We start from the raw sequence: 14745 nt of genomic DNA on the forward strand, positions 1-14745 counted from the left end.
GGCCATGGAGGCGGGGACACACCCGATACCGTTCCGAACTCGGTAGTTAAGCCCGCCATCGCCGAAAGTACTGCGGGGCAAGCCCGTGGGAGGATAGGGTGCCGCGCTCGCGGGGGGCACATGTGTGCTTAGTGTCACATGTGTGTTTGGCCCCTTTATCCCACAACAACAAACAAGGCCCCGTATCGTGCGGGGCCTTTTGCTTGCTTGGACGTGCGTGGCGGGGCTTGGATGGGGGATTTATCGGTTGGCATCACTATTGAACTATTCCAGGATAGATTTCGCTCTGACGAATGAGTCGGCTTTGTCTTCTTAACTTCGATTTGCTGTGATCGCGCGGTATAATTTCAACCGCAAATGAGGATCTCTGCGTAAGAAGGTTATAAATGACGTCTGATTATACCGAACAAGATCTTGGGGATACGGTCGCGCAGCTTGCGTCTGAATCTCGTCGCGAGCGGCAAAACGCCGCAATTGCCATGAGTGAATATGCCCAAGTTAATCCGCAAGCGCTGACACCGTTTGCTTCAGCCCTTGTAGCTGCTCTTGATTGTCGTGAGGCGCGAACGCGCTGGGAATGCTTCAAAGCTTTGTCTGCTCTGGCAGCGTATGACCCCTCAATTGGTGATGACGTGTTTCCTGCTGCTGAAGATGCTCTCTTCGAAGAAGGAAGCGGGTTCGTACGGTTGTCGGCGTTGAGGTTTCTTTGTGCGTACGGTGCGACGGACGTAGAGCGTTCGAAGAGAGCGTGGCCGTTGATTGAAGAGGCGATCCAATGCTATCACGGTGATGCGGAGTTCCATGATATGTTGAATGCTGTAGCTGCGTTCGCGTCGGGTGATCTCGATGATGAGGTAAAAGAGGCACTTGCGGCGCGTGTGAGTTTCGACGCGAAGAACGGCAAGGGTTCACTGAAACGCCGCACGCAGCAGATACTCGACAATTTGCGTGCATAAAACGTCATTTCGTCCTGCGTTTTGCGCAACCCCGTTATTGTATGACATCATTACAACGCTTACGCATTGCTATGATGTCAGCTTGAGAGGAGTGCATCTATGTCTCGTCATGTTGTAACGCTCATTCCTGGTGACGGCATCGGTCTCGAAACGTCGGCTGCCATGCAGCGCGTCGTCGCAGCGAGCGGCGCGGATATTGAATGGGAGCTTGCGAAGGCTGGTGCAGCATGTGCCGAGGAATGCGGGACACCGCTTCCAGACGCTACCATCGAAGCGGTGAAGCGCAACAAGGTTGCAATTAAAGGTCCATGTACGACACCGGTGGGAACGGGCTTTCGCAGCGTAAATGTGGCGTTACGTAAGACGCTTGACCTATACGTGTGCTTACGTCCCGTGTTTTCTATTGAAGGTGCTGGTGGGCGCTATAACGATGTTGATCTGGTGATTGTTCGAGAGAATTCAGAAGATCTGTATGCTGGCGTCGAGTTTGAAGAGGGTTCGCAGGCGGCATCCGATCTGATCGCGTTCTGTAAAGAACAGGATGCGGGGGTCATCCGCTCAGATTCTGGCATTTCCATCAAGCCTATTTCCATCACTGCGACGCGCAACATCGTTCGCTATGCTTTCGACTATGCGGTCAAGCACGGGCGCAAGAAGGTTACTGCCGTACATAAGGCGAACATCATGAAGTACTCCGATGGTCTGTTCTTGCGTGAGGCGCGCGAGGTTGCTAAAGAATACGAAGGAAGGGTTGCCTTCGACGACAAGATCGTCGATGCGTTCTGTATGAACATGGTTATCGATCCGTCGCAGTTTGATGTTGTGGTTTTTCCCAACTTGTATGGCGATATTGCAAGCGATTTGGCTGCGGGATTGGTGGGCGGCTTAGGAATTGCCCCAGGTGCGAATATCGGCGAAGAATATGCTGTGTTTGAGGCCGTGCATGGATCAGCTCCCGACATCGCGGGACAGGATAAGGCGAATCCGACTGCTGAAATTCTGTCGGCGGCCATGATGCTCGATCATTTGGGAGAGCTTGAAGCTGCGCGTCGCATTCGAGAGGCGGTTCGTGTCGTTTACGCTGAGGGTCAAAGCTTGACGGCTGATATTCGGTGGGCGACGAAGTCAGACGCGCCAGCAGTTGGTTGCACGGAGTTTACCGATGCCCTCATTGAGGCAATGGGAAAGCTGGCGTAACCGATTCTATGGTACTTGCGGTAGCTCGCGGTTTTCGCGTTCGTATGCTGTTGCGGCGGAAAAGCTGCATTCTTATGAGGAAAGAGGGGTTTGATGGCCGTCGTTGATTCGAGATTCGCTACGTCGTTGCAGGTTGGCGAAGCGTCGTATACGTATTTTCCGGTGTCAACCATCCCGGGAAGCGAAAAGTTGCCCTATTCGCTGACAGTTGTGCTTGAAAACGCCTTGCGCACCGCACGCACGTCTGAGGCGGCCGAAGAAAACGCTCGTCGCATTGTGGAAGCGGGCCTTGCTGGTTGTGTAGGCGAAGAAGTTGAGTTCTCTCCGGCTCGTGTGCTATTCCAAGATTTTACGGGTGTGCCAGTGTTTGTTGATTTCGCCGTTATGCGCGAGGCGTGTGCCGAGCTTGGTGGTGATCCAAAGAAGATCAACCCGCAGATTCCTTGCGATTTGGTTATTGATCATTCGGTGATTGCTGACGAGGCGGGATGTGCCGGTTCGCTTGCGGCGAATATGAAGCTTGAGTTTCAGCGGAACAAGGAGCGCTATGACTTCTTGAAATGGTCACAGGAATCTTTCGAGAATGTGCGTATTGTCCCGCCAGGAATGGGTATTTGTCATCAGCTGAACATCGAGCAGTTTGCGGACGTAGTCATGAAGTCGCCGAATGGTTTGGTAGGTGTTGACGAAACGCCAGTTGTCTATTTCGATACGCTGGTGGGAACCGATTCTCATACGCCGACAGCGAACGGTATTGGTGTTCTGGGCTGGGGTGTTGGTGGCATTGAAGCCGAAGCCGCGGCGCTTGGACAGCCGATCACAACGTTGGTACCGCGCGTGGTGGGTGTGCACCTCACCGGTGCATTGCGGCCGGGCGTGACGGCCATGGACGTGGCGCTTACGTTCGCAAGCGAGCTGCGTGCCAAAGGTGTGGTTGGTTGCTTCGTCGAGTGTTATGGCGAAGGTGTGTCGGGTTTGTCTGCCACGCAGCGTGCTTGTATATCGAATATGACGCCCGAGTACGGCAGCACGTGCACGCTGTTCCCCGTGGATGATCGGACGCTTGACTACTTGCGGTTGACCGGTCGCAGTGATGAGCAGGTCGCGCTGGTTGAAGCGTATGCGAAAGCACAGGGTCTGTGGCTTGATGCGGGTGTCTCCGCGCGCACGTATTCAGATGTCGTTGAGATTGATCTGTCCGAGGTGACACGTAATGTCGCCGGTCCGTCGCGGCCTCACGACCGCATTGCTTTAGCCGATGCGCGTGGCCGTTTCGAAGCCGTTTGCGAGCAGCGCGGTCTTGACCGGTCGAAAGCGGTTGACGTGAGTGTTGCAGGTCAGACGCATCGTTTAAGCCATGGGGCTATTGCTATTGCTGCGGTTACCAGCTGCACAACAGCGACCGATCCGGCAATGATGCTGGCATGCGGCCTTATGGCGCGCAACGCCGCCGATAAGGGCCTTGCCCCGAAGCCGTGGGTGAAGACCATTTTGGCACCAGGTAGCCATGCGACTGAGCTTCTGCTCGAGCGAGCTGGATTGCTGGAAGGCTTGCAACAATTGGGCTTTTACACATGCGGGTTCGGCTGCATGAGCTGTATTGGTAATTCGGGTCCGATTATCGATTCTATGCACGACGTTGCTGACGAGATTGAGCTTGCGAGTGTCTTGTCGGGTAATCGTAACTTCGAAGGTCGCATCTCTCCCGATGTGTCACAGAACTACCTGATGGCTCCGGCGAACGTGATTGCGTATGCGCTGGCAGGCACGATGGACGTCGACTTGAGTTCCGACTCACTTGGGCTTAACGATCAAGGGGAACCAGTCTATTTGGCTGATATCCAGCCCGACGAAGCTGAGTTGGCCGATCTGATGGAGCGTTTTGTCACAGCCGATTTGTATCGCGAAGGTTCGCGGGGCCTGTATGAGGGAGATAAAGCATGGCAGGCTCTTGGTGCCGACCAGAGTGATTTATTTGCGTGGAATGAGAATTCGACATATGTGCGCCGCGCACCGTATTTCGACGGCATGGGGTACAATCCTTCATCGCCAGCAGCTATCGATCATGCGGTTGCTATCGGACGCTTCGGCGATTTTATCACCACCGACCACATTTCCCCGGCGGGTGCCATTGCACCGGACTCTCCGGCGGCGCGCTATTTGCACGAACGTGGCGTGGCGGATGCGGATTTCAACACGTATGGAAGCCGACGCGGTAATCATGAGGTGATGATGCGCGGAACGTTCGCCAACGTGAAGTTGCAAAATCTGCTAGCAGAAGGGCGTCGTGGTGGTTGGACACTCGATGTTTTGAACAACAAGATAGACACTATCTTCGATGCGTCGCAACGCTATGCAAAGCAAGACGTACCACTCGTGGTGTTGGCAGGCAAGATGTACGGCAGTGGATCGTCGCGCGATTGGGCGGCGAAAGGGCCAGCATTGCTCGGCGTACGCGCTGTCATCGCAGAAAGCTTCGAGCGCATTCATCGGTCGAACCTCATTGGCATGGGTATGTTGCCACTACAGTTCAAGGATGGTGAAAACGCGGAGCATCTTGGTCTTGATGGTACGGAGCGCTACACGATCGGTGCGGTTGATTTCTCGAGTGGCTTACCCGAACCGGCTGAGGTGGAGATTGAAGCTGTGCGTGCGGATGGTTCAAGCACGACGTTTAAGGCTGTGGTGCGCATCGATACACCAACCGAAGGTCGCTACTACGAGCACGGAGGTATCTTGCAGTACGTGCTTCGACAGCTTGTTGCGCAAGACATGTAGCGGTTTATCCTGATAGGGCTGTCTTGTTGGTTTGCGTAGGGCGTACTTTCGAAGTTTGCTTGGGAAGCTGTCCCGTTTGGGTGGAAGGCGTGTAGGCTTGGCATGCCAAAGAGCTTGAGGCAGGTTCACGCACGGTCCATGGTAACGAAAGTGTCACGGGAGCACCCGATCGTCGCATGCGGTCGGGTGTTTTCGTGTATAGTGACACGATAACTGCCAACATTGCTATGAGGTGATCACATGAAGCAACCTTCAGGATTCGACGCGCTGATCGAGGCTCTTAAGATGTCGGGGATGAACGTCGACTTTGGAGCAGACCCCGATGCGGATGGACCACGGCGCGCGCAGACTGCCGATGGATCGGGCGTTGGTGAACAGAGTCGTCCGTTTACAGCGTCTGCTGGCGGCAAGGCCCCGGGCGATTCGGGTCATACTCGCCGTGCGGGAGGTGGTCCGGGGAACCCGTTTGATGGAATGGGTGTTAACATCCCATTCTTCGACAACATGCACACCTGGGGAAAACGTGCGCTTATCGTGTTCGTTATTCTGGCTATCGTTGTGCTTGCGGCGGCATATTGGTGGTTCCATCCGCCCATCAACGTGCATAGCGTGGACACGTGGACATTCGTTGTGGTGTTTATCGTACTGCCTTGCTTTATCTTCCTGCGAATGAAATCGAAAACCTATGAGCGGGGAACCAGCAAGGTTGAGGCGAATCCTGGGAAAGCAAAGGCGTTCCGTGTGGCGTCGTTTTTGCCGGTTGCTGTAGTGGTGGTAGGCGTTGTGGGCTCCCTGATGTCGCTTGCACTGTTTCCTGGTAATGCCTCGAAATACGCGAACATCCTGCAAACCGACACTCTCGACTTTGCGACAGATATACAACAGGTTGATTATTCCGAGATTCCCGTTATCGACCGCGATTCTGCGATACTACTCGGCAATCGTGAAATGGGTTCTATCGCCGAGTACGTGAGCCAGTTCGAGATATCCCCGCTATACAGCCAGATCAACTACCAGAGTTCGCCAGTGCGCGTCAGTCCCTTGGGCTACGCCGACCTGTTTAAATGGTTCACGAATCGTGAACAGGGTATCCCGGCATACTCGCTTGTTGATATGACTACACAGGATGCAGAGATCGTACGGTTGGGTGACAACCCCATCCATTACTCGCAGTCTGAACCATTGGTTCGAAACATCGATCGCCACGTTCAGTTGAAGTACCCCTTCTATATGTTCGATGAGAAGTCCTTTGAGATAGACGAAGACGGTCGTCCGTGGTGGATCTGTCCGGTGCAAACACGAACGATTGGTTTGTTCGGTGGAACGACCGTCAATCGTGTGGTCATGTGTGATGCTACAACAGGAGAGTGTCAGGATCTTGCCATTGATGAGGTTCCACAGTGGGTTGACCGTGCGTATCCTGCAAACCTGCTCATTCAGCAGTACAACTGGAGCGGACGGTACTCGAATGGTTGGCTGAACTCGTGGCTCGGACAGTCGGGTGTGGTGCAAACAACGCCGGGTGCCGATGGTCAGCTTGGGTACAACTACATCGCCAAGGATGATGACGTGTGGGTGTACACCGGAGTCACCTCCGCTACGGCGGACAATTCGATTGTGGGCTTCGTGTTAGTTAACCAACGTACTGCTGAGTCGCATTTCTACTCCGTATCGGGTGCGACTGAAGAATCGGCGATGCAGTCGGCCGAGGGCCAGGTGCAAAACTTGCGCTATAGTGCCACGTTCCCGTTGCTTATTAACGTATCGAATCAGCCCACGTACTTCATGTCGTTGAAGGATGACGCTGGTTTGGTGAAGCAGTTCGCAATGGTCGATATTCAACGCTACCAAAACGTTGCGATCGGTGCGACGGTGGCGGAATGTCAAAAGGCCTACGAGACGCTACTCGCCACGAATGGTGTTGCGGTCGATTCCGAAACACCAATCGAGGGTACTACAGCGACGGGCGTTATCGACCACATCGCACAGGCGGTGGTGGAGGGTAACTCCCACTTCTACGTGACGCTTGTGGGCGATGACAACATCTACGACTTCGCTATTCCGGCGCTGATTGAGGTGGTTGGGTTTAAAGAGGGCGATGAAGTTTCGTTTACCTATGTGGAAGGTGGCACGCTGTGTGCAGTGAGCGAGATTATCTCGGTTAAGGGGCGCGCTCTTGCTGATGATACGCAGGCTTCTGCTGATGGCACACCAGCCGACGATGCTTCAGCGGATGATCAAGCATCGGGTGAAGGTGATGCTTCAAAGGATGATGCGGCTACGGTTGACGTCTAATACGATGTCGCTTTCACGGATGTGTAGGCTGCTGGATGAGATAGGGCTGCTAAGGTATAAAGCCAGCCACATCCTGTGAAGCAAGAGGCTCGGGCACGCTTTGTTGAGTGAGCCGAGCAGTCGAGCACGCTATTGATCTTTTGTGGGGAAGCCGAGTAACTGTCGGCTTCCCCTTGACAAATTGAATCGTGATGTAAAAATGGACAAGCTGCCTTTTGCGAGGTAGTGAAAGAGAAACCGTTCCGCTGCTGCAGACAGCAGGTGCCGAAAGGCTTAAACGCATGAGTGCGGCCCGCCGAGGTGGTCATTGCAAGCTCACGCTTTCGACGACCCCCGCTGTCTCAAACGGCGGGGGTCGTTCTTTCGAGTGACGATCCCACCCGTAGATGGGCGGAACCCGAGCTTGGAAGAGAAGGAGGTGTATTGCATGCCCAATTTGAAGAACCAGGAAACGCTTGAGAAGATTAAGGGTGATCTGGACGGCGTAAACGCGATGTGGGTTGTGGACTACCGCGGCCTGAGCGTGAAGGAAATCGAAGCGCTTCGCGGTACGATTCGTGAAGCAGATGCTCGCATGAAAGTGTATAAGAACACGCTCATGCACATCGCTCTCGAGGAACTCGAGCTGCCGAATTTGGACGTTGTGCTGGAAGGTCCGTCCGCATTCGTCTTCTCCGGCAACGACGTTGCCGCTTCGGCTAAGGCGATCAAGGAGTTCGCGAAGACGAACCCGAACTTGGTCATCAAGGGCGGCATGATGGACGGCGCGTTCGTGGATGCCGATCAGGTGGAGGCCATTGCCTCGCTGCCGTCTCGCGAGCAGCTGCTCGCCCAGATCGCTGGTGCCATCAGCGGCGTTGCCCGCGGCCTTGCCGTGTGCGTCAACGGCGTGCCCAGTGGCTTGGCTCGTGCCATCAAGGCGGTGTCCGAGCAAAAGCCCGCAGCGTAAGCGCTGCATGCGCGCGGTGACGCGCGCCTCTATAGTGAGAAAACAAGCTGCATGAGCGCAGCGAAACGAAAGGAATTGAAATGACCAACGAAGAGATCATTGAGGCGCTGAAGGAAATGACCCTTCTGCAGGCCAGCGAGCTTGTTTCCATGATTGAGGAAACCTTTGGTGTTTCCGCCGCCGCCCCGGCTGCCGTTATGGCCGCTGCTCCGGCTGATGGTGCTGCCGCTGCCGAGGAAAAGACCGAGTTCGACGTCGTGCTCGAGGGCTTCGGTGACAACAAGATCGCCGTCATTAAGGTTGTCCGCGAGATCACCAGCCTGGGCCTGAAGGAGGCCAAGGAGGTCGTGGAGAGCGCTCCGAAGGCCATCCAGGAGGGCATCGCCAAGGAGAAGGCTGAAGAGATTAAGGCTAAGCTCGAGGAAGCCGGCGCTGCCGTTACCTTGAAGTAAAGAGCTTCTCCGCTCTATGAGCGAAAACAAAGGCGTTGTCGCGCATACTGCACAATGATGTCACGTACGAAGCGAGGGATTCTTGCATTATCTGCAGGACCCTCGCTTTTCGTTGTGCAGTGGAAAGTGACAGCGTGGTAACCGCTTTGCGCGCATGGATTGCTACGTCGTATAGTTTCAGGGGAAGCGCTGATTGAAACTCGGTGCGGTGTACTCATACTAGGGCGTTCTTCCCATTGTAAGGAAACGCAGGATAGGAGCATTCGTGCAACAAGGCTATTTCGATACAGCTTGGAGTGATGTTAGTGGTTCGCCAGGTTGGGTTGGCAAGCTGCTCCTTTTGACGCTGGTGAGTCTTATCCCTGTATTCGGGTGGATCGTGGTTCTTGGGTACCTGTTTGGTTGGGCGCGTGAGATCGCTTGGGGCGTGCGTGCGCCGCTTCCTGCTCGTATTTTCGGAAACGTCGACGGCTTGCTGTATAGTCGGGGCGCCTCTGTTTTGGTCATACTGTTTCTGTTTAGTCTTGCTCCTTTTCTCCTGTCGTGTTTGTATGAAGGCGTGTCCGACGTTGGCGGCAGCGTAGCTGAACGCTTCCTTAACTTGGTGCCAGTTGCGCATGTTGCCACTCCGATGATCACACTGGCGGCATCGCTCATTGCTGTTATGTTCGCGTTGGTGGGCTCGATGCGTGCAAGCATTTACGGACGGCTTGCTTCGGGTTTGCAGATAAACCGCATTTGGACGATGATCCGCTACGATATGAACGGACTGCTGCGCATCGCCGGTATGGCTGCCTTACTCTCGCTTGCTGCTGTGGGGGTTGTTCTTGTTTTAATGATCGTTATTGAGGGGCTTGGCCTGCTTGTTGCATGGATCGTATCAGGGGGAGGTGCTCATGTCTGGCCGCGGGGCTTCGGCATGGCGCTGTTCGCAGCATTTTGCGTGATTGCTTCGTTGTGTTTGTGCTCGGCGCTCGTCTCGGCGATGATGGTGTTCGCGACGACGATAGTCGTCCGTGCACTTGGGCATTGGACAGCTCAGTTCGACGTTGCTCATTGGCGGGGTCAGGATGATCCCCTGCCGTTCGAGGAAGCGCAAAGCTCCCGTATATAACTTGAAGGCATGTAGGTGGGATGTCTTGTGCGCACGTGGGTTTGCCGGTGGTGTGGGGTTTCGCTACACTGAATTGCAACAAGGGTTTGAATCAATACGGCTTGGCAGGTGCGTCGCGTGGGCTTTCTTCCGATAAGCAGAGATGAGATGCTTGATCGAGGGTGGGATCAGGTTGACTTCGTCTACGTGTGTGGTGACGCATACGTAGACCACCCCTCGTTCGGCGCTGCCATCATCACGCGGTTGCTTGAGGCGAACGGGTTTAAAGTGGGCGTCATCGCGCAGCCTGATTGGCGTGATCCAGCGAGTATGACTGTGTTCGATGAGCCGCGCTTGGGCTTTTTTGTGTCGTCGGGGAACATGGATTCCATGGTGAACCACTATACGGTGGCAAAGCGCCGTCGTAAAACCGACGCCTATTCGCCAGGTGGGCGCATGGGATTGCGTCCCGATCATGCGACGGTTGTGTACAGCAACCTTATTCGGCGCACGTACAAGCGCGTGCCCATTATCCTAGGCGGTATCGAGGCGAGCTTGCGTAGGATGGCCCATTATGATTACTGGTCCGATCGCATGAAAAGGTCGATCCTCCTTGACTCCGGCGCTGACCTGGTGTCGTATGGCATGGGAGAGCATTCCGTTATTCAAATTGCTGAAGCACTCGATGCTGGCTTAGATATCCGTGATATCACGTTTATCGACGGCACGGTGTACCGCACAACATCGCTTGAACACGTGTACGATGCTGTTGAACTCCCGTCGTATCAGAGCATGCTTGATGATCGCTTGCAATATGCCCGCAGCTTTCAGGTGCAGTACGCCAACAGCGACCCATTTCAGGGAAAGCGTTTAGTTGAGCCATATTCCGACCACCTGTATGTCGTACAGAATCCGCCAGCGCAGCCGCTCACACAGCAGGAAATGGACGCCGTGTATCGTCTGCCATATATGCGCGCATACCATCCTTCCTACGAAGCCGCTGGTGGTGTGCCTGCAATCCGTGAAGTTAAGTTCAGCCTGACAAGCGCCCGGGGGTGCTTCGGTGAATGTTCGTTTTGTGCGCTTACGTTCCATCAGGGGCGCATCATACAGTCGCGCAGCCATGAATCGCTTATTGATGAGGCACGCTTGATCACACAAGACCCCGACTTCAAGGGTTATCTGCACGACGTGGGAGGCCCGACCGCGAATTTTCGGCAACCAGCATGTGCTGCTCAGCTCAAGCGGGGCGCGTGTGTGGGAAAGCGTTGCCTGGCACCCAAGCCGTGTCGGAAGCTTGAGGCTGATCACTCCGATTACCGGGCACTCCTGCGTAAGCTGCGAATGCTTCCCGGTGTGAAGAAGGTGTTCGTCCGTTCGGGCATCCGCTTCGATTACGTGTTGGCCGATACTACTTGCGGTGATGACTTCCTACGTGAGCTCACCGAATACCACGTGAGCGGTCAGTTGAAGGTCGCCCCCGAGCATGTGTCTGATACGGTACTGCAGGCGATGGGCAAGCCGGAAAACCAGGCATACACGCGTTTCGTAAAACGCTATGCTCAGCTCAACGACGAGCTCGGAAAGAAGCAGTATCTCGTGCCGTATCTGATGTCGTCGCATCCGGGTTCGACGCTTGATGCTGCCATTGAACTTGCCGAATATGTACGCGATTTAGGGTACATGCCCGAGCAGGTGCAGGACTTCTACCCGACACCCTCGACGGTGTCAACCTGTATGTATGCGACTGGTGTGGATCCCCGCACGATGGAGCCAATTTTTGTGCCGAAAAGTCCACATGAGAAGGCGCTGCAGCGGGCTCTTATTCAGTATCGAAATCCGAAAAACCGCGATTTGGTGTGCGAGGCGCTGCGAAAAGCAGGTCGTACTGACCTTATCGGCTATGGGAGCGAATGCCTGGTGCGTCCAAAGAAGGGTAGCAGTCCCTCGCGTCCGCATGGCGGAGGGAACAGTCCCTCGCGTTCGTGCGGCGGCGGGAGCGGCGAGACCAAAGGCAAAGCGCGCAAGAAGCGCCGGTAGAGCATGGTGATCGTGTTACAATGTCGGCCATGACTGAAGCGACTCAAATCTCACTTACTGTTCCCGGAAGCGTCGATATGACGCTTCTTGTTGGGCCTGCCGACGAAGCCCTGCGCGCCATCCAAGCTGCGTTTTCTTCGCGGGTGACCGTGCGTGGTAATGTTATTGCGCTCGAAGGCGATCCATCCGAGGTACAAACGCTAACCGCGTTGTTCTCTGATCTGATTAAGCGGGCTGAAAGGGGCGAAATCGCCACGGCCGACTACGTTACCCACTTTGTTGAGTTGTTGCGTTCGGCGGCATTTTCGCCCGATGCATTGCGCGAGGATATCCTGCTCACGTACCGCGGCCGCGCCATTCGTCCGAAGACGACGGGGCAAAAGCGCTATGTTGACGCCATTCGCTCGCATACTGTCACGTTCGGTATTGGACCAGCTGGCACAGGTAAAACCTACCTGGCTATGGCGCTTGCCGTGGCGGCGCTGAAGCGCAAAGAGGTCGACCGCATCGTGCTCACCCGTCCCATTGTTGAGGCGGGGGAGAACCTGGGGTTTCTTCCAGGAACGCTTACCGAGAAGGTTGATCCGTACATCCGACCGCTCTACGATGCGCTCTTCGACATGACTGATATGGAGAAGGCTGGGCAGCTGCTCGAGAATGGCATTATCGAGATCGCGCCGTTGGCGTTCATGCGAGGGCGTACGCTCAACAACAGTTTCGTTATCTTGGACGAAGCGCAGAACACGACGCCCGAGCAGATGAAGATGTTTTTAACGCGTTTAGGATTCGGAACAAAGATGGTTGTAACCGGTGACGTCACGCAGCTCGATCTTCCCCGTGGGGTATCGGGTTTGAAAGGAGCCCAGCGTATTCTTGGCGGTATCGACGATATTGCTTTCTGTGAGTTCACGGGAAGTGATGTTGTCAGGCATTCGCTCGTGGCCTCCATCGTAGCGGCATACGAAAAAGCGTAAAGGCGGGAGTGTAACCTATGGAAATACAAATCAATTACGATTACCGTTTTGATGATCTTGAGCGCATGCCACTGCACGAGCTAACGCAGTTCGTTTTGGTGCGTGAACAGCAACCGTCTATGACTGAAGTATCCATCAACTTCGTGAAAGACGGGATCATTGCCGAACTGAACGAGCGTTATCGCGGAAAGATCGGTCCGACCGACGTGCTGTCGTTCGAATGTGATGGCATTGACGACGAAATGCCGGCGGTAGGCGATGGCGAAGTGTACGAGTTGGGCGACATCGTTATCGCACCTGACGTCGCCGCTCGCCAGACGCAGGAGTTCGGTACTACCTTTGAGGAAGAGATCAGTCTGCTGCTCGTGCACGGACTGTTGCATCTGTGCGGTTACGACCATATTGAAGACGATGAGGCCGAGGTTATGGAGACTCGCGAAGCCGAGCTGCTCGCCGAATGGGCAAAGCGCTAATGTCCAATAAAGAGCGCGTATCGCGGTTGGACTGCGGAAACTGCGAACGGTTTTCGCACGATGGTGCGCCGTACGCTGCTGGTCACACGACACTTCCACACTCGTTTCTGTATGCGGCGCGGGGCATTGGATATGCCGTTGTTACGCAGCGCAACATGAAGATACATCTTGCATTTGCTGTGCTCGCCATTGTCTTGGGAGTGTGGCTGCGTATCGATGCTCACTCGTGGGCGGCGGTTGCGATTTGCATTGCTTTAGTGACTGCGACCGAATGCATGAACACCGCAATTGAGCTCATTGTCGATGCGGTGTCGCCCGGCTACTCCGAATTCGCTCGCCATGCGAAGGATTGCGCTGCGGGGTGCGTGTTGCTGTGCGCGTTGGGATCGGTTGCTGTGGCGATTGCTGTTTTTGGCGGGCCCTTGCTCGCGCTGCTTTAGAAAGGCCAAGCTTATGAACGACTTTGAGGTATTCGATCCGACGGATTGGGACGAAGAAGAGGCGCTGGCTGCAGGTGTGGTTGAGTTTCCTGGTGCGCCATCGGGTGACGTATGTCATGAGCAAGACGCGAATGTATCGGACGGCGCGGTGTTCAAATCGGGTTTCGTGACGCTTGTCGGACGCCCGAATGCGGGCAAGTCGACGCTGCTGAACGCCGTTATGGAAAAAAAGATTGCCATCACGTCGAACACGGCCCAGACAACGCGCCATCGATTCCGTGCCGTGCTAACGCGCGAGAGTTCGCAGATTGTCATCGTAGATACGCCGGGCCTACATAAGCCGCACGATGCGCTGGGTGAAGAGTTGAACGTTAGCGCACTGAAAGCCCTTGAGGACGTTGACGTGGTGGCAATGGTTATCGACTCGTCGCAACCTATCGGCCGTGGAGACGAATGGGTTGCTGCGCAAATCCGCCGAAGCCGAGCTCGCAAAATCTGCGTGCTGTCGAAGACCGATTTGGTGCGTGGTGAAGCGCTGGCAGTGCAGCGTGCATCTGCCGAAGCGCTTGCCGACTGGGATGCAATGGTGGGGTTGTCGTCGACACGCCACCACAACATTGATGCATTCATTGAGGAAGTTGAGTTTCTGCTGCCGCAGGGACCGATGTGGTTTCCCGCCGACATGGATACCGACCAGCCTATCGAGGTAGTCGTTGCGGAGTTCGTGCGTGAAAAGATACTGCGCGGTTTCCGCGATGAGGTGCCGCACGCCATTGGTGTTGCGGTCGATCATATGGACTACGATCGCAAAAAGGACCTTCACCGTATTGCCGCGACCATTTATGTGGAGCGCGAAAGTCAGAAGGGTATCATCGTTGGCAAACGTGGCGCTGCTATCAAGCGTATTGGTACCGAAGCGCGTGCCGATTTAGAGCAACTTTTGGGTACCAGGGTGTATCTTGACCTCGAAGTAAAGGTGAAGAAAAACTGGAGACGCGACGCAAACCAAATCAGGCGGTTTGGCTACGGGGAATAAGAGGGTGCGCTCGCGCTGTGCACGCCGATACATAGTAGTGTATCGCGCGGCATGGAATGTTG

The 14745-nt window shown here is 55.0% G+C and carries 12 protein-coding genes, 1 rRNA gene and 1 other annotated feature; all 13 genes read left to right on the plus strand.

Features of this window, described 5'->3' with window-relative positions; genetic code table 11:
• Positions 1-110: ribosomal RNA gene (gene rrf / locus G7Y43_RS06070) — 5S ribosomal RNA — on the plus strand; the annotation flags it as partial.
• A 276-nt stretch (positions 111-386) separates the two neighbouring features.
• Positions 387-956: a hypothetical protein gene (locus G7Y43_RS06075; RefSeq protein ID WP_165045107.1), complete on the plus strand. Its 570-nt coding sequence runs from the start codon at positions 387-389 to the stop codon at positions 954-956.
• Between the two features lie 99 nt (positions 957-1055).
• Positions 1056-2153 (plus strand): isocitrate/isopropylmalate dehydrogenase family protein, encoded by a 1098-nt coding sequence (locus G7Y43_RS06080; RefSeq protein WP_165045109.1) that lies wholly within the window; start codon positions 1056-1058, stop codon positions 2151-2153.
• 93 nt (positions 2154-2246) lie between these two features.
• Positions 2247-4931, plus strand: a complete 2685-nt coding sequence (gene acnA, locus G7Y43_RS06085; RefSeq protein ID WP_165045111.1) for an aconitate hydratase AcnA — start codon at positions 2247-2249, stop codon at positions 4929-4931.
• Positions 4932-5171: 240 nt separating this feature from the next.
• The gene (locus G7Y43_RS06090) at positions 5172-7226 is read left to right on the plus strand and encodes a Tat pathway signal sequence (RefSeq protein ID WP_241158177.1); all 2055 of its coding nucleotides are present in this window, start codon (positions 5172-5174) and stop codon (positions 7224-7226) included.
• A 230-nt stretch (positions 7227-7456) separates the two neighbouring features.
• Positions 7457-7596 (plus strand) — a sequence feature (ribosomal protein L10 leader region).
• A 57-nt stretch (positions 7597-7653) separates the two neighbouring features.
• The gene (gene rplJ / locus G7Y43_RS06095) at positions 7654-8175 is read left to right on the plus strand and encodes a 50S ribosomal protein L10 (RefSeq protein ID WP_165045113.1); all 522 of its coding nucleotides are present in this window, start codon (positions 7654-7656) and stop codon (positions 8173-8175) included.
• An 80-nt stretch (positions 8176-8255) separates the two neighbouring features.
• The gene (gene rplL / locus G7Y43_RS06100) at positions 8256-8627 is read left to right on the plus strand and encodes a 50S ribosomal protein L7/L12 (protein ID WP_206214365.1); all 372 of its coding nucleotides are present in this window, start codon (positions 8256-8258) and stop codon (positions 8625-8627) included.
• 265 nt (positions 8628-8892) lie between these two features.
• A complete protein-coding gene (locus G7Y43_RS06105; protein WP_165045115.1) occupies positions 8893-9741 on the plus strand; it encodes a DUF4013 domain-containing protein in 849 nt (282 codons plus the stop codon).
• Between the two features lie 117 nt (positions 9742-9858).
• Complete coding sequence (locus G7Y43_RS06110; RefSeq protein ID WP_241158178.1) at positions 9859-11760, plus strand: YgiQ family radical SAM protein; 1902 nt, start codon at positions 9859-9861, stop codon at positions 11758-11760.
• Positions 11761-11789: 29 nt separating this feature from the next.
• Complete coding sequence (locus G7Y43_RS06115; RefSeq protein WP_165045117.1) at positions 11790-12734, plus strand: PhoH family protein; 945 nt, start codon at positions 11790-11792, stop codon at positions 12732-12734.
• A gap of 17 nt (positions 12735-12751) precedes the next feature.
• Complete coding sequence (gene ybeY / locus G7Y43_RS06120) at positions 12752-13207, plus strand: rRNA maturation RNase YbeY (protein ID WP_165045119.1); 456 nt, start codon at positions 12752-12754, stop codon at positions 13205-13207.
• Positions 13207-13647 carry a diacylglycerol kinase family protein gene (locus G7Y43_RS06125; protein ID WP_241158179.1) on the plus strand — a complete coding sequence of 147 codons (441 nt, stop codon included), beginning with the start codon at positions 13207-13209 and terminating at the stop codon, positions 13645-13647. Before ybeY ends, G7Y43_RS06125 begins: the two co-directional genes overlap by 1 nt.
• A gap of 13 nt (positions 13648-13660) precedes the next feature.
• Complete coding sequence (era, locus tag G7Y43_RS06130) at positions 13661-14683, plus strand: GTPase Era (protein ID WP_165045122.1); 1023 nt, start codon at positions 13661-13663, stop codon at positions 14681-14683.
• Positions 14684-14745: the final 62 nt, after the last annotated feature.

Source organism: Adlercreutzia sp. ZJ138 (assembly GCF_011038935.1).
Classification (GTDB): Bacteria; Actinomycetota; Coriobacteriia; order Coriobacteriales; family Eggerthellaceae; genus ZJ141.